Raw genomic sequence first — 13,221 nt, forward strand, 5'->3', positions numbered from 1 at the left:
GTCAGGCAAGGGATGGGTTGGCCTGCGCGGTTTGCGGCGCCAAGCTGTCGCCGGAGAGCGACGTGAGGAACTTAATGGCCGAGCCGAGAAATCGCTATTCGATCGTATCGCTGGCTTTTCATTGGGGGCTGGCCCTGCTCGTTTTGGCCCAGGTGCTGCTGATCACGGCAAATGAGGCGACCGACGGCCCGATCTCGCGCGAGTTCCTTCAGGTCCACAAGGCGCTGGGTCTGACGGTTCTGGTCCTGACGCTGGCGCGAATCGGCTGGCGGATGGCCAACCCCGCCCTGCCAATGCCGCCTGGCACGCCCGACTGGCAGGCCTTCGCCGCCAAGGCGACACATGTGCTCTTTTATGTCCTGCTGATCGCGATTCCGATGTTCGGTTGGGCGGCGTCGAGCGCAGGCGGCCGGGACATCAGCTGGCTTGGCCTGTTCAACTGGCCGCTGCTGCCGGTCGAACGCAGTCGCGATCTGGCCGGAACCTTCATGGATCTTCACGAGGCGGGGGTGAAGGTGCTCTACGTCCTGCTGGCGCTGCACGTGCTGGCGGCGCTGAAGCATCATTTCGTCGATCGGGACAACGTCCTGCACCGCATGATCCCGCTGATTCCCCGGCGGCCCTGAAATGCGTCTGGTACTGATCGCACTGCTATTCGGGGCGGTCTGTCTGGCGACGGGCGCGAGCCGGGCCGAGGTCGAACGCTGGGCCGTGGTCCCGGGCGAGTCCCTGATCACCATGCGGGTCGGAACCCCGGTCGGCGCGCGCACCGGGCGGTTCACGCGCTGGACAGGCGATATCCGCTTCGATCCGGCGGCGCCCGAGACCGCCCATGTGGCCATCGACGTCGAGGCGGGCTCGCTGCGAATGGACGACGCCCGGCTGACCTCCACGGCGGCCGGTTCAGGCTTTCTCGACACCGGTCGTTATCCCCGTATCGCCTTCCGTCTGACCCGGCTGGAACCGGCGGGCGGCGACCGGTTCACCGCCCATGCCGGGATCACCATGAAGGGCGTCACCCGGCCCGTGACCTTCCCCGCCACCTTGCGCAGCGCAGGGCGGACGGCGCAGATGACCGGCGGCTTCTTGCTGGATCGGGCGGCCTTCGGCATTGGAACGCGTGGACCGTGGAACGGACTGATCGGCCGGCAGGTGAGGGTGGACGTGTCCCTGGCGACGCGCACGGTCGGTTGAGCGGGGTCGAGGGCGCCGTCGCGGCGCTGAAGGCCGGCGAACTGCTGATCCTGCCGACCGAGACCGTCTACGGGTTGGCGGCGGACGCCGGGAACGCGGAAGCGGTCGCGAAGATCTTCGAGGCCAAGGGCCGACCCCGCTTCAATCCCCTGATTTCCCACGTCGCGGATGCCGTCGCGGCCGAGCGGATCGCCGTCTTTGACGAGGCCGCGCGGAAGCTGGCGGCGGCCTTCTGGCCCGGGCCCTTGACCATCGTGGCGCCGTGCCGGGACACGATCGCGGTCAGCGACCTGGCGCGCGCGGGCCTGGACAGTATCGCGGTGCGGGTCCCCTGCCATGCCGGGGCGCGGGCGGTGCTGGACGCGTTCGGCGGTCCCGTGGTGGCGCCCTCGGCCAACCGCTCGGGGCGCCCCAGCCCGACAACGTTCGCCGACGCCATGGAAGAGACGGGCGACTCCGCGAGCGCGGCCCTGGACGGCGGGCCCTGTGCGGTCGGGGTCGAGAGCACGGTCGTTTCGGTGCTGGACGGGCGGGTCTCCCTGCTGCGGCCGGGGTCGGTCACGCGCGAGGAGATCGAGGCCCTTGTCGGTCCGCTGGATGGAGCGGGCGAGGGCCATCGGTCGCCGGGGCGGCTGACGCGCCACTATGCGCCGTCGTCGCCGGTGCGGCTGGAGGCGATGAGCGCGGCGGATGGCGAAATCTTCCTGGGCTTCGGGCAGGGCCAAGGCGAGACACGGTGGAGTCTCAGTCCTTCCGGCGACGTGCGGGAAGCGGCGGCCAACCTCTTCCGGCTGCTCCGCGAGGCCGACCGGGAGCGCCCGTCCGCCATCGCCGTGGCCCCAATCCCGATCGACGGTCTCGGTGAGGCGATCAATGATAGACTAAGACGGGCCGCAGGGTTCGTCGGCTAGCCGAACCGTGCCTGCAGATCGACGCTTGAGCGAACCCCGACCTCCGCGAAGCAGCTTTCCAGCCAGTCGTCGGCGGCGGCGCGACCGCGCGTCTTGAGGTCGTTCAGGAACGTCCATTCGGTATTGAACTTGGACCCCAGCGACAGGTCGCCCAGCCAGCCGTCGGCCTCGATCGCGTGCATCAGGATGTGGCGATACTGGTCGCGGGCGGAGGGGGTCAGTCGGCCCTCCTCGATCAGTTCCTGGACGAAGGCGACGGCGCGCAGTTCGGCGACCAGAGGCGCGTTGAAGACCACCTCGTTCAGCCGGTCCATGATGTCGCCGGCGGCTTTTGGGGCGTCGGCGCGCTCGAAGGCGTTGAGGGTGATCAGGAGAACATCGTCCGGCGTGTCCTGGTAGAACAGCGGCCAGAGCGGCGGGTTGGCGAGATAGCCGCCGTCCCAGTAGGGCTCGCCGTCGATCTCCACCGCCTGGAACAGGTGCGGCAAACAGGCGGAGGCGAGCAGGACCTGATCCGTGATCTCGGCGGATGTGAAGACGCGGGACTTGGCGTGGCGGACCGCGGTGGCGGCCACGAAGAACTTCACGTCCGAGGCGCGGACCGCCTCGAAATCGATCGTCGCCTGCAGGACCCGCTTGAGCGGATTGTGATTGAACGGATTGAATTCATAGGGCGACATCGACATTGCCAGGGTCTCCGACGCGCGCCAGAGGGCCGAGTCCTTCAGCCAGGCCGGCTGCAGGGCGTTGGACCAGATCGAGGTGTCGCCGAAGACGTTCTTGCCGCCCGACTGATTGGTCTCGCGCCACAGCTTGTCGAGCGACTGGCGGGCGCCGTCCGCGCCGCCCGTGGCCAGGCCCGAAACCAAAGCCGCGCCGTTCATGGCGCCGGCCGAGGATGCCGTGACCGCCCGGATGTCGACGACGTCGGCCTCGAGCAGCCGGTCGAGCACGCCCCACTGGAAGGCGCCGTGCGCGCCTCCGCCCTGAAGCGCCAGACAGATGGGGCGGCGACCGCTCGCGGGCGGTTCAGGCGCTGCAGGCGCCGGGGTCGACTTGCGTTTGAAGAGCGCCATCGTCCCCCGGCCTTCGTCCTATTGGGCGGTCCAGCCGCCGTCGATCGAGAAGCTGGCCCCGTTGGCCGAAGCCCCCAGATCGCTGACCAGATAGAGGAAGATGCCGGCCAGTTCGTCGGTCGTGACGAACCTTTTGGTCGGCTGGGCCGCCAGGATCACGTCCTTCAGCACCTGTTCCTTGGAGATGCCGCGCGTGCGGGCCTGATCGGCGATCTGCTTCTCGACGATCGGGGTCTCGACGAAGCCGGGGCAGATGGCGTTGCAGGTGATGTTGTCCTGCGCGACTTCCAGCGCCACGGTCTTGGTGAAGCCGAGCACGCCATGCTTGGCCGCGACATAGGCGGACTTGAACGGCGAGGCGACCAGGCCGTGGGCCGAGGCGACGTTGATGATCCGGCCGCGACCCTGGGCCTTCATGATCGGGATGGCGGCGCGGGTGGCATAGAAGGTCGAGGAGAGGTTGATTGCGATGATCTTCTCCCACTGGTCGGACGGGAATTTCTCGACGGCCTCCACGTATTGGATGCCGGCGTTGTTGACCAGAATGTCCAGCCGGCCCAGCTGATGCTTGGCGTAGGCGACCATGTCGGCGACCTCGTCGCCCTTCAGCATATTGGCGGCGTGATAGCGGACGCGGACGCCGCAGCTGGCCTCCATCTCTGAACGGGTGCGCTCGATCTCGGACGGATCGCCCAGACCGTTCAGAACGACGTCGCCGCCGCGCGAGGCGACCGCCCGGGCCAGGGCCAGGCCGATGCCCGACGTCGAGCCGGAGATGACGGCCACCTGGCCCTTGAGATCGTTGGGATCGCGATAGACGGGGCGCTCGGTCTCCGAGCCGTCCTTCTTGCCGGGCCACTGAAACATGGGGTCGTTCACTCTCGCTTCTTGCCCCTGTCCGCGCCGATCAGGCGCGTCCGGGGTCTCTGGTTTGCCGGAACCCTAGCCTTTCGCGACTGCGAAGGCGACCCGGTGTCAGGAATTTCCTTGCCTGGTGAATATCCAGTCGGTCTCGGTCGAGGCTGACTTCTGGAAGCGGTAACCGTCGCGATCAAACGCCTTCAGATCGCCGGCGGTTTCAATCCGTTCGTCGATGGCGAACCGGGCCATGGTGCCGCGCGCCTTCTTGGCGAAGAAGGAGATGATGCGGCTCTCGCCGTCCTTCTCCTCACGGAAATGCGGGGTGACGACCGGCAGCTTCAGCGCCCGGGCGTCGACGGCGCCGAAATACTCCTGGCTGGCGAGGTTCACGAGCACGGGGTCGGTGTGCCCCTCCGCGTCGGCGTTCAGCTGTTTCGAGATCCGGTCGCCCCAGAAGTCGTAAAGGCTGGACCCGCGCCGGGTCTTCAGCCGGGTGCCCATCTCGAGCCTGTAGGGCTGGATCCGGTCCAGGGGGCGCAGCAGGCCGTAGAGGCCCGAAAGGATCCGCAGGTGATCCTGAGCGAAGGCGAGGTCTGCCGTGGCGAGGGTGCGGGCGTCCAGTCCCTGATAGACGTCGCCATCGAAGGCGAAGGCGGCCTGGATGCCCGCGTCCAGTGACTCGGGCTCGAAGGCCTTGAAGCGCGCCTGGTTCAGTTTGGCGAGGTCGGCCGAAATGCCCATCAGCCGGCGCAGGTCGGCCTGGGTCTGGTTGCGGGCCGTCTTCGACAGGGACGCGGTGTCGTCGACGAAGCGCCGGTTCGACGCCAGGATCTCCGGCGACGGCTCGGTGAAGTCCAGCCGCTTTGCGGGCGAGAGTACGATCAACATGCCGCGCGTTTAGGCGGGTTCGACGACGGTTTGAAGGGCGCGGGCTAGAACAACACCGCCGGGTTCATGATCCGCTGGGGATCAATGGCTTTCCGGATCGCCTGCATGGTCGAAATCTCGAGAGGCGTCTTGTAGCGGCGGGCCTCGTCGGTCTTGAGGCGGCCGAGGCCGTGCTCGGCCGAGATCGAACCCTCGTAGCGGGCGACGACGTCGTGGACGACCCGGGAGCCGGCCTCCCAGCGGTCGAGGAAGGCAGGCAGGTCGCCACCGGGCGGGCACAGGATGTCATAATGCATATTGCCGTCGCCGACGTGGCCGAAGGCCGAGACGCGCGCGCCCGGCTCGAACGCCTCGACGGCCGCCGTGGCTTCATCGAGGAAGTCGGCGATGCGGCTGACGGGGACAGAGACGTCGTGTTTCCAGCCGCCGCCTTCGGGCCGCTGGGACGCCGACTGCTCCTCGCGCAGTTTCCAGAAGTCGCGGACCTGGGTCTCGTTCTGGGCGATGGCGGCGTCGGTGATGAGGTCTTCCTCGAAGGCCGCGGTCAGGATCCGCTCCATCCCGGCCTCGGCCGCCCCTGGCTCGCCCGAGGTCAGTTCGATCAGGACGTACCAGGGCTGGACGCTGTCCAGCGGCTCCCGGACGCCGGGAATGTGTTTCAGGGCGAACTCGACACCGATCCGTTTCATCAGCTCGAAGGCCTCGACCCCACCGCCGGTCTCGGCCTTGGCGCGGGCGAGGAGCTGGATGGCGGAATGGGCGCTGGCCAGGCCGACGACGGCGGTGGCCCGGCTGCGCATGACCGGGAACAGCTTGAGGGTGGCGGCCGTGACGACGCCGAGCGTCCCCTCGGCGCCGATCAGAAGCTGTTTCAGGTCGTAGCCGGTGTTGTCCTTGCGGAGCCGCTTCAGGCCGTTGAAGACTTGGCCGTCGGGCATCACGGCCTCGATGCCCAGCACCAGATCGCGCATCATGCCGTAGCGCAGGACGGCCGTGCCGCCGGCATTGGTCGAGATGACCCCGCCGATCGTCGCCGTGCCCTCCGCCGCAAGGCTGAGCGGGAAGAAGCGGTCGGCCTTGGCGGCCAGCTGCTGCGCCTCAAACAAGGTGATACCGGCCTCGACCGTCATGGCGTCGTCCAGCGGAGTCACGTCGCGCACTGCGCGCAGACGGCGCGTCGTCAAAAGGACTTCACCGAAGGGCACCTGACCGCCGACCAGGCCGGTGCCGCCGCCCTGGGGGGTGATGGCGACTCCGTGACGGGCACAGATCTCCACCGCCCGCGCGACCTCGGCGGTCGAGGCAGGCTTCAGCATCAGGGGGGTGTGCCCCTTCCATTTGTTGCGCCATTCCGCGACCCAGGGCGCGATCTCCGTCGGATCTTCGGTCCAGCCGGAAGGGCCGAGCGCGGCTTTCAGTTCGTCGAGGGCGGCGGGGGAGGGGGAGGCCATGGCGTCTTGTCTCAAAGCCTCGCCGTCCGCGCCACTCAAAAGCGATACGCCGGTCTAGGGTGGCGTCATGAACGATTCTTCCCTGACGCCCGTGCCTGCCGTCGGTGTGGTCTGCCTGAAAGGCGACCAAGTCCTGCTGATCCGGCGTGGGACGCCGCCCCGGATGGGGGAATGGAGCCTGCCGGGGGGCCGGATCGAACCCGGCGAGCGGGCGATCGACGCGGCACTGCGGGAACTGCGCGAGGAGACGGGGGTCGAGGCCCGGATTTTCGGCCTGATCGACGTCGTCGACGGCATATTTCCCGAAGCGGGGCGACACTATGTGCTGATCGACTATGTCGCGGAGTGGATCAGTGGTGAGCCCGTGCCCGGCGACGATGCGTCGGCGGCTGTGTTCATGCCTGTTGCGGGGGCGATTGCCGCTGTCGCGTGGGACGAGACGCGGCGCGTCATCTCCGAAGCCGTCGCGTTTCGGACGCCCTGACGGCATTGTCAGGTCCCGTCACTTACCCCGGAGTGCTGCAAAGCCGACATATTTGGACGACGGCATGGGCGATTCCGCCCGGCCGGTCTTTTTGAACTTCGGCCGGCATCCCGCCGGCCCAGGGGGACTATCTAAATGAAAAAGAACCTGTTCATGGCGGCCTCGACCGTCGCCCTTCTGTTCGGGACCAGCGCGGTCGCTCAGGACATGGCGTTCTCGATCACCAACAACAGCGAAGCGACGATGGTCTCGCTGAAAGTCGGCGAATCGTCCAACGAGAACTGGGACGAGGACATCCTCGACGGCGAATCGATCGGCCCGGGCGAGACCGCCAGCATCTCGGTCGAGGATGAGCTGGAAGACTGCGAATATGACCTGCAAGCCGTGTACGACGACGGCGACACCGAAGAGGTGTTCAACGTCGACCTCTGCGAACTGAACGACCTCGGCATCGACGACGACGACGTGGATGAGGAAGAAGAGGAAGAGGAAGAGGAAGAGGACGAGGAAGAGGACGAGGAAGAGGAAGAAGAAGAAGAGGAAGAAGAAGACGAGGAAGAGGAAGAGTAGTCTTCCGACCCACCTTTTTTGCGACGCGGCGGCTCCCGGGAGGGGGCCGCCGTTTTCGTTTGCGGCGTTCGGATTCCGTGGCGCGGCGGCGCGGGTCGGGGTAGAATCCGGGCAGGAGGATCCGGAATGACCTATTTCGCCGTCGTGCTGCTGGTTTTCGCAGTCATCTTCGTGTTCAGCATCGTCAAGATCGTGCCGCAGGGCCGTGAGCTGACGGTCGAGCGGTTCGGGAAATACACCAAGACCCTGAAGCCCGGCATCAGCATCCTGATCCCCTTCGTGGAACGAATTGGCCGGCGGATGAACATGATGGAGCAGGTCCTGGACGTGCCCCAGCAGGAGGTCATCACCAAGGACAACGCCATGGTGAAGGTCGACGCGATCGTCTTCATCCAGGTCATGGACGCGCCCAGCGCCGCCTATCGGGTCGAAAACCTGCCCTATGCGATCACCCAGCTGTGCTCGACCAATCTGCGGACCGTAGTGGGCTCGATGGATCTGGATGAGGTCCTGTTCCAGCGGGATAACATCAACTCACGCCTGCTGACCGTCATCGACGCGGCGACGGAGCCGTGGGGGGTCAAGGTCAACCGGATCGAGATCAAGGACCTGACTCCGCCGGTCGACATCACCAACGCCATGGCCCGCCAGATGAAGGCCGAACGCGAGCGCCGTGCCGTCATCACCGAGGCCGAGGGCGAGAAACAGGCCGCCATCGCCCGCGCCGAGGGCGCCAAACAGGCGGCGATCCTGGAGTCCGAGGGCCGCAAGGAGGCGGCTTTCCGGGACGCCGAGGCGCGCGAGCGCGCCGCCGAGGCCGAGGCCAAGGCCACCGCCATGGTGTCGGAAGCCATTGCGCGCGGGGACGTTAACGCCATCAACTATTTCGTCGCCCAGAAATATGTCGAGGACTTCGCCGAACTGGCCCGCAACCCGACCGCCAAGACCGTCATCGTGCCGGCCGAGATGAGCGGCCTGGTGGGTACTATTGCGGGTATCGGCGAACTGGTCGGACTGGCGCGCGACCAGCAACACACTGCGCGGCCCGCGCCTTCGACGCGATCCACCAAGTCCGGCGGCGCCGTGCCGCCGACTGCCTGACGGAGGACTGAGCCATGGGCGCGATTCTCGACATCTATGCCTCCCAGCCGTTCTGGATCTGGCTGGCCGTGGGCGTGCTGCTGCTGGCCGTCGAGGCGGCGTTGTCGACCGAATGGCTGTTGTGGCCCGCAGTAGCGGCCGGCATCGTCGCGGTGCTCACGGCGCTGGGACTGCGGATGGGTCTCGCAGTCGAGGTGGGCCTGTTCGCGAGTCTGACGGTCCTGGCGACCCTGCTATCGCGACGATTGATCAAACGCGTCAATCCGGACGATCATCCCGACATCAACGATCGCGACCTGCGTCTCGTGGGTCAGCGCGCCCGCGTGGTACAACCGTTCGTCGAGGGCAGGGGACGGGTCTTTGTCTCCGGCGCGGAATGGGTCGCCCTGATTGACGGCGACGCTCCGCCGGTCGGCGACAGTGTCGTCGTGGATCGGCTGGAAGGTCCGTCGCTGAAGGTCCGCCGGGAGGCCTGACGGATCAGCCGATGCCGGCGACCGCGCCGACCTCGTCGCGACACGCGCCCGAGGCGGCGTTCAGCTGGTCGGTTTCCTCACCCGCCAGTCTTACGAGCGCGGCGATGTCCTGCGCCGTGATCACGCCGGCGTCCAGCACCTCGACCTGCTTGTTGTAGAGCGCCACCCGCTTTTCGCTGGCGGCGTAGGCGGCGTCGCTGATCTCGTCGGGGAAGACCATCGTCATCTGGAGGTACTGTTGGTAGATCGACGTCGAGACGGCGTCACCGGCTTCCATCCGCGCGGTGATTTCGGCGCGGACGTCGTCGTCGATCGGTCCCTCGTACAGGGCTGCGGCCTTTTCGCTGTCCGACGATGCGCGTGCGGTCAGTTCGCTGAACTGCAGGCAGGTCGCCAGCTGGGTTTCGAAGATCTTCTGCCTCGCTGCCGTTCGGGACACGTCCAGCGCCTGGACGGCGGTGAACATCGACGCAGCCGCGACGATCATCGCAGAAATGGCCGAGACGGAAGCGATCGTACCCTCGACGGAGACCCGTTGGGTCTTGCCCTTGGAGCCATTGTCGATCGGGTCAGTTTCCGGGGGAATCGGGGTCAGATCGGTCATCGGCGAAGCAGAGCCTATTCAAAGCTTTGCAGCAAGACCGCTGGTCGATGAATCGGGAACCGTCAGGCGAAGGTTCTCAAGCGCCGGCGCGCATCCGTTCGATCCCCAGATTCGCAAGCTGGTCCGCGCGCTCGTTCAGTTCGTGACCGGCGTGCCCCTTGACCCAGTGCCAGCTGACATCGTGCCTTGTGCGGGCGACGTCGAGCCGTTTCCACAGGTCGTCGTTCTTGACCGGCTTCTTGTCGGCCGTCTTCCAGCCTCGCGCCTTCCAGCCGTGAATCCAGCCGGTGATCCCGTCCATCACGTATTTGCTGTCGGTGTGCAGGTCGATCTTGCAGGGCCGGGTCAGGGCCTCCAGCGCCATGATGGCGGCGGTCAGCTCCATGCGGTTGTTGGTGGTCAGCGGTTCGCCGCCGCACAGTTCCTTGGTCTTTCCGCTCGCCTGGAGGATGGCGCCCCAGCCGCCGGGTCCAGGATTGCCCTTACAGGCGCCGTCGGTGTGGATTGTCACGTGACTCATTCGCGCGGACTTACAGGTTCCCTTGGCGCGTCGCCATCCGCTGGACTATAGGAGCCGTATGTTTGACGCGGGCCGCATTTGGCCCGTTCGAGGAGAGTGTGCCGTGGGCGCTATCAGCATCTGGCATTGGGCCATCGTCATCGTCGTCGTCGCCCTGCTGTTCGGCGGCAAGGGCAAGATCTCGAACCTGATGGGCGACGCCGCCAAGGGCATCAAGGCCTTCAAGGAAGGCCTGAAGGACGAGGACAAGAAGGACGGGCCGCATGACGGCGTGTCCAGCCTGCCGCGTACCGACGCGGAAAAGGAAGAGCTGAAGCGCTAGGCCTGACAGCGGAAAGAGCCTGACGCATGGGCGGCCTCGGCCCCGGGATCGGGGGCCTCGAATATCTCGTGATCGGCATCGTGGCCCTGCTCGTGGTCGGACCCGAGCGGCTGCCCGGAATGCTGCGCCAACTGGGCAAGATGGTCGCCAAGGCGCGTGGCATGGCCAACGAGTTCCGCGCCAGCTTCGACGAAATGGCCCGCCAGTCGGAGCTCGATGATCTGCGCAAGGAGGTCCAGGCGCTGCGCGACGGTCAGGGATCGGTCGGGCAGGGGATGGTCCGCCTGGGTGACGAGGCCAACGCCGCCTTCAAGGACATCAAGGCGGAGCTGGAAGCGCCCGCCTATGTCGAGCCCCCGCCGCGCGCGGTGATGCTGGACCAGCCGGAGTTCCCGGAGCCGGTGACAACGGCTCCGGTCGTGCCGGCCACCCGGGCGAAGACCCGCAAGCCCCGCGCGACGACGGCCAAAGTTTCAGCCGCACCGGCCGCCAAAGCCGCCAAAGCCGCCACGGCCAAGCCACGGGGCAAACCCGCTGCCAAGCCGGCCGTCACAACGGCTCCAGCCAAGCCGCGTGTGCCGCGTAAGCCCAAGACCTCCCAATGACGGACCGCGACGAAGCCGAGATCGAGGCGTCGCGTGCGCCGTTGATGGATCACCTGGTTGAGCTGCGCGGCCGGCTGGTCTGGTGCGTCGTGGCGTTCGGCCTGGCCTTCATCCTGTGCTTCTTCTTCGCCGGGCCGATCTACATCTTCCTGGTCCGGCCGTTCGCGGCGGCCAGCGCCATCTACGCGACGAACATCGGGCACCACGTCTCCCCGTTTGACCTGATCCTGGTGACGGCGGGCATCCATCCGATACCGCCGACGACCGAGGAGGCCGCGCAGCTGATCTATACGGCGCCGCTGGAAATCCTGTTCACCAAGATGAAGCTGGCCGGGTTCGGCGCGGTCTTCCTGGCCTTCCCGGTGCTGGCGTTCCAGCTCTACCGGTTCGTCGCGCCGGGGCTGTATCGCAACGAAAAGGGCGCCTTCCTGCCCTTCCTGATCGCCTCGCCGATGCTGTTCCTGCTGGGCGCGGCCCTGGTCTATTTCGTCATGCTGCCGTTCGTGATGTGGTTCTCCCTGAGCCAGCAGATCACCTCTGACACCGTGGCCGTCGCCCTCCTGCCCAAGGTGTCCGAGTATCTAAACCTTGTCACCGCCCTGATCCTCGCCTTCGGCCTGTGTTTCCAGCTGCCGGTCGTGATGACCCTGTTGGGCCTGGCCGGTCTCATCAGCTCGAAATTCATGTCCGAGGGGCGTCGCTACGCCATCGTCGGCGTGGTCGTGGTGGCCGCCATCGTGACACCGCCGGATCCGATCAGCCAGCTGATGCTCGCCGTGCCCCTGGTCATCCTCTACGAGATCTCGATCTGGTGCGTGCGGCTGATCGAACTGCGCCGGAACATGGACGAGGACGGGGAAGAATCGGGTTCGGCGGAGTTGGCCTAGGGCGTATCGACCGTCGAGAACTCTGCGAATCGGGTCTCGTTCGCCAGGCTTTGCATCCACCGGCGAACAGCCGGCAGCGGGGCATGCTCGAAAGGCGTGCTGAAGTACCGATGCGCCGACAGTCCCAGTACGATGTCGGCGACGGTGAACGTGGCCCCTGTCGTGAAACCCGCAGTCGCGGCGAGCTGGGCGTCGAGGACCTGCATCATTCCCGTCCAGCGATCGACGCTGCGTCCGACAAGGTCGGCGTCGCCATAGCCGTCAGCTCCACGGACCAGGGCCATGAAGGCGTAGGTCCAGGCGTTGTTGAGTTCGGTCGCCTGCCAATCCATCCACATCTCCACAGCCGCGGCGGCTGCCGGATCCGTCGGCAGCAGATCGTCACGGTCGTGCTTGCGCGCGAGGTAGCGGCAGATGGTGTTGGACTGCCACAGCACGCCGCGCTCGTCGTGGTAGACCGGCACCAGGCCGTTCGGATTCAGGTTCAGGAAGGCAGGCGTTCGAGTGGATGCGGCGGGCGACCCCCAGTCGGCCTCGTGTGTGAAGGGCTCGCCGACCTCCGCCAGAGTCCAGAGGGCTTTCCGCACGTTGATTGAGGACGTGCGACCCAACAGTCGTGACATGGCGTCTCCAGACGTAACGAGGCGCCGGACAGTCTCCCGTCCGGCGCCTCTGTGTCGTCAGCCGATCGAACCGGTCAGCAGCTGTAGTACATGTCGAACTCGACCGGGTGCGGGTGGAGGGCCAGGCGCATGACCTCTTCCATCTTCAGCTCGATGTAGGAGTCGATGAAGTCGTCATCCATGACGCCGCCCTTCTTGAGGAAGGCGCGGTCCTTGTCGAGGTTCTCGAGCGCTTCCTTCAGCGAGCCGCAGACCTCGGGGATCGAGCCGCGCTCTTCGGGCGGCAGGTCGTAGAGGTTCTTGTCGGCGGGACCGCCCGGATCGATCTGGTTCTCGATCCCGTCGAGGCCGGCCATCAGCAGGGCCACGAAGGTCAGATAGGGGTTGCCCATCGGGTCGGGGAAGCGGGCTTCCAGACGCTTGGCCTTGGGCGAGGTCGTGTGCGGGATGCGGATCGAGGCCGAACGGTTGCGGGCCGAATAGGCCAGTTTCACCGGGGCTTCGTATCCGGGCACCAGACGCTTGTAGGAGTTGGTGGTCGAGTTGGCGAAGGCGTTGATGGCCTTGGCATGCTTGATGATGCCGCCGATGTACCACAGACACTGCTGCGACAGGCCGGCGTACTTGTCGCCGGCGAACTGGGGCTTG

The 13,221-nt window shown here is 66.5% G+C and carries 17 protein-coding genes and 1 pseudogene; 10 read left to right on the forward strand and 8 right to left on the reverse strand.

All coding sequences use genetic code 11. The features are described 5' to 3' along the window. Nucleotides 1-62 precede the first annotated feature (62 nt). From RMO01_RS13295 to RMO01_RS13305, 3 genes are read left to right on the forward strand one after another with little or no spacing between them, the layout of a single operon-like run. The gene (locus RMO01_RS13295) at nucleotides 63-626 is read left to right on the forward strand and encodes a cytochrome b/b6 domain-containing protein (protein ID WP_309629538.1); all 564 of its coding nucleotides are present in this window, start codon (nucleotides 63-65) and stop codon (nucleotides 624-626) included. A 1-nt stretch (nucleotide 627) separates the two neighbouring features. Further along, entirely contained in the window at nucleotides 628-1,194 is a 567-nt protein-coding gene (locus tag RMO01_RS13300) for a YceI family protein (RefSeq protein WP_309629539.1), read from the forward strand. After that, nucleotides 1,191-2,105 (forward strand): L-threonylcarbamoyladenylate synthase, encoded by a 915-nt coding sequence (locus RMO01_RS13305; protein WP_309629540.1) that lies wholly within the window; start codon nucleotides 1,191-1,193, stop codon nucleotides 2,103-2,105. The genes RMO01_RS13300 and RMO01_RS13305 overlap by 4 nt, the downstream gene beginning before the upstream one ends. On the opposite strand, the gene RMO01_RS13310 is transcribed toward RMO01_RS13305, so the two are convergent. From RMO01_RS13310 to RMO01_RS13325, 4 genes are all read right to left on the reverse strand, one after another. Further along, entirely contained in the window at nucleotides 2,102-3,181 is a 1,080-nt protein-coding gene (locus RMO01_RS13310; protein WP_309629541.1) for a patatin-like phospholipase family protein, read from the reverse strand. The two genes, RMO01_RS13305 and RMO01_RS13310, sit on opposite strands and share 4 nt — an antisense overlap. Before the next feature lie 18 nt (nucleotides 3,182-3,199). Continuing rightward, on the reverse strand, nucleotides 3,200-4,048 hold the full coding sequence (locus RMO01_RS13315) for a 3-hydroxybutyrate dehydrogenase (protein WP_309629555.1): 849 nt from the start codon (nucleotides 4,046-4,048) through the stop codon (nucleotides 3,200-3,202). Nucleotides 4,049-4,156: 108 nt separating this feature from the next. Further along, nucleotides 4,157-4,930: a peroxide stress protein YaaA gene (yaaA, locus tag RMO01_RS13320; RefSeq protein WP_309629542.1), complete on the reverse strand. Its 774-nt coding sequence runs from the start codon at nucleotides 4,928-4,930 to the stop codon at nucleotides 4,157-4,159. 44 nt (nucleotides 4,931-4,974) lie between these two features. After that, entirely contained in the window at nucleotides 4,975-6,381 is a 1,407-nt protein-coding gene (locus tag RMO01_RS13325) for an FAD-binding oxidoreductase (RefSeq protein WP_309629543.1), read from the reverse strand. Nucleotides 6,382-6,448: 67 nt separating this feature from the next. On the opposite strand from RMO01_RS13325, the gene RMO01_RS13330 reads away from it, so the two are divergent. From RMO01_RS13330 to RMO01_RS13345, 4 genes are all read left to right on the forward strand, one after another. Further along, nucleotides 6,449-6,865, forward strand: coding sequence for an NUDIX hydrolase (locus tag RMO01_RS13330; RefSeq protein WP_309629544.1), 417 nt, complete (start codon nucleotides 6,449-6,451; stop codon nucleotides 6,863-6,865). Nucleotides 6,866-7,000: 135 nt separating this feature from the next. Continuing rightward, the gene (locus tag RMO01_RS13335; RefSeq protein ID WP_309629545.1) at nucleotides 7,001-7,435 is read left to right on the forward strand and encodes a hypothetical protein; all 435 of its coding nucleotides are present in this window, start codon (nucleotides 7,001-7,003) and stop codon (nucleotides 7,433-7,435) included. Between the two features lie 126 nt (nucleotides 7,436-7,561). Continuing rightward, a complete protein-coding gene (locus RMO01_RS13340; RefSeq protein WP_309629546.1) occupies nucleotides 7,562-8,536 on the forward strand; it encodes an SPFH domain-containing protein in 975 nt (324 codons plus the stop codon). Between the two features lie 14 nt (nucleotides 8,537-8,550). Then, on the forward strand, nucleotides 8,551-9,012 hold the full coding sequence (locus RMO01_RS13345) for an NfeD family protein (RefSeq protein ID WP_309629547.1): 462 nt from the start codon (nucleotides 8,551-8,553) through the stop codon (nucleotides 9,010-9,012). Between the two features lie 4 nt (nucleotides 9,013-9,016). Here the strand turns inward: RMO01_RS13345 and RMO01_RS13350 are convergent, their stop codons facing one another. Then, nucleotides 9,017-9,616, reverse strand: a complete 600-nt coding sequence (locus tag RMO01_RS13350) for a hypothetical protein (RefSeq protein ID WP_309629548.1) — start codon at nucleotides 9,614-9,616, stop codon at nucleotides 9,017-9,019. 76 nt (nucleotides 9,617-9,692) lie between these two features. After that, nucleotides 9,693-10,136: a ribonuclease HI gene (gene rnhA, locus RMO01_RS13355; RefSeq protein ID WP_309629549.1), complete on the reverse strand. Its 444-nt coding sequence runs from the start codon at nucleotides 10,134-10,136 to the stop codon at nucleotides 9,693-9,695. A 103-nt stretch (nucleotides 10,137-10,239) separates the two neighbouring features. Between rnhA and RMO01_RS13360 the strand changes: the two genes are divergently transcribed. Genes RMO01_RS13360 through tatC form a run of 3 tightly spaced genes read left to right on the forward strand, consistent with a single transcriptional unit; the run spans nucleotide 10,240 to nucleotide 11,950 of the window. Then, a complete protein-coding gene (locus tag RMO01_RS13360) occupies nucleotides 10,240-10,458 on the forward strand; it encodes a twin-arginine translocase TatA/TatE family subunit (protein WP_309629550.1) in 219 nt (72 codons plus the stop codon). Nucleotides 10,459-10,484: 26 nt separating this feature from the next. Beyond that, nucleotides 10,485-11,063 (forward strand): Sec-independent protein translocase protein TatB, encoded by a 579-nt coding sequence (tatB, locus tag RMO01_RS13365; protein WP_309629551.1) that lies wholly within the window; start codon nucleotides 10,485-10,487, stop codon nucleotides 11,061-11,063. Beyond that, on the forward strand, nucleotides 11,060-11,950 hold the full coding sequence (gene tatC / locus RMO01_RS13370) for a twin-arginine translocase subunit TatC (RefSeq protein WP_309629552.1): 891 nt from the start codon (nucleotides 11,060-11,062) through the stop codon (nucleotides 11,948-11,950). The genes tatB and tatC overlap by 4 nt, the downstream gene beginning before the upstream one ends. On the opposite strand, the gene RMO01_RS13375 is transcribed toward tatC, so the two are convergent. Together RMO01_RS13375 and glnA are read right to left on the reverse strand one after the other, a co-directional pair. After that, complete coding sequence (locus tag RMO01_RS13375; RefSeq protein WP_309629553.1) at nucleotides 11,947-12,573, reverse strand: glutathione S-transferase N-terminal domain-containing protein; 627 nt, start codon at nucleotides 12,571-12,573, stop codon at nucleotides 11,947-11,949. The genes tatC and RMO01_RS13375 overlap by 4 nt on opposite strands. A gap of 74 nt (nucleotides 12,574-12,647) precedes the next feature. Further along, nucleotides 12,648-13,221, reverse strand: a pseudogene (gene glnA, locus RMO01_RS13380) (glutamine synthetase); the annotation flags it as partial.

The sequence above is a fragment of the Brevundimonas sp. genome (genome assembly GCF_031412435.1).
GTDB lineage: Bacteria > Pseudomonadota > Alphaproteobacteria > Caulobacterales > Caulobacteraceae > Brevundimonas.

Coding starts and splice junctions, on each gene's coding strand:
- RMO01_RS13325 (WP_309629543.1), bottom strand. CDS start 6,381: ATGGCCTCCCCCTCCCCCGCCGCCCTCGACGAACTGAAAGCCGCGCTC.
- RMO01_RS13345 (WP_309629547.1), top strand. CDS start 8,551: ATGGGCGCGATTCTCGACATCTATGCCTCCCAGCCGTTCTGGATCTGG.
- RMO01_RS13350 (WP_309629548.1), bottom strand. CDS start 9,616: ATGACCGATCTGACCCCGATTCCCCCGGAAACTGACCCGATCGACAAT.
- RMO01_RS13310 (WP_309629541.1), bottom strand. CDS start 3,181: ATGGCGCTCTTCAAACGCAAGTCGACCCCGGCGCCTGCAGCGCCTGAA.
- rnhA (WP_309629549.1), bottom strand. CDS start 10,136: ATGAGTCACGTGACAATCCACACCGACGGCGCCTGTAAGGGCAATCCT.
- RMO01_RS13315 (WP_309629555.1), bottom strand. CDS start 4,048: ATGTTTCAGTGGCCCGGCAAGAAGGACGGCTCGGAGACCGAGCGCCCC.
- tatC (WP_309629552.1), top strand. CDS start 11,060: ATGACGGACCGCGACGAAGCCGAGATCGAGGCGTCGCGTGCGCCGTTG.
- RMO01_RS13330 (WP_309629544.1), top strand. CDS start 6,449: ATGAACGATTCTTCCCTGACGCCCGTGCCTGCCGTCGGTGTGGTCTGC.
- RMO01_RS13375 (WP_309629553.1), bottom strand. CDS start 12,573: ATGTCACGACTGTTGGGTCGCACGTCCTCAATCAACGTGCGGAAAGCC.
- yaaA (WP_309629542.1), bottom strand. CDS start 4,930: ATGTTGATCGTACTCTCGCCCGCAAAGCGGCTGGACTTCACCGAGCCG.
- RMO01_RS13340 (WP_309629546.1), top strand. CDS start 7,562: ATGACCTATTTCGCCGTCGTGCTGCTGGTTTTCGCAGTCATCTTCGTG.
- tatB (WP_309629551.1), top strand. CDS start 10,485: ATGGGCGGCCTCGGCCCCGGGATCGGGGGCCTCGAATATCTCGTGATC.
- RMO01_RS13300 (WP_309629539.1), top strand. CDS start 628: ATGCGTCTGGTACTGATCGCACTGCTATTCGGGGCGGTCTGTCTGGCG.
- RMO01_RS13335 (WP_309629545.1), top strand. CDS start 7,001: ATGAAAAAGAACCTGTTCATGGCGGCCTCGACCGTCGCCCTTCTGTTC.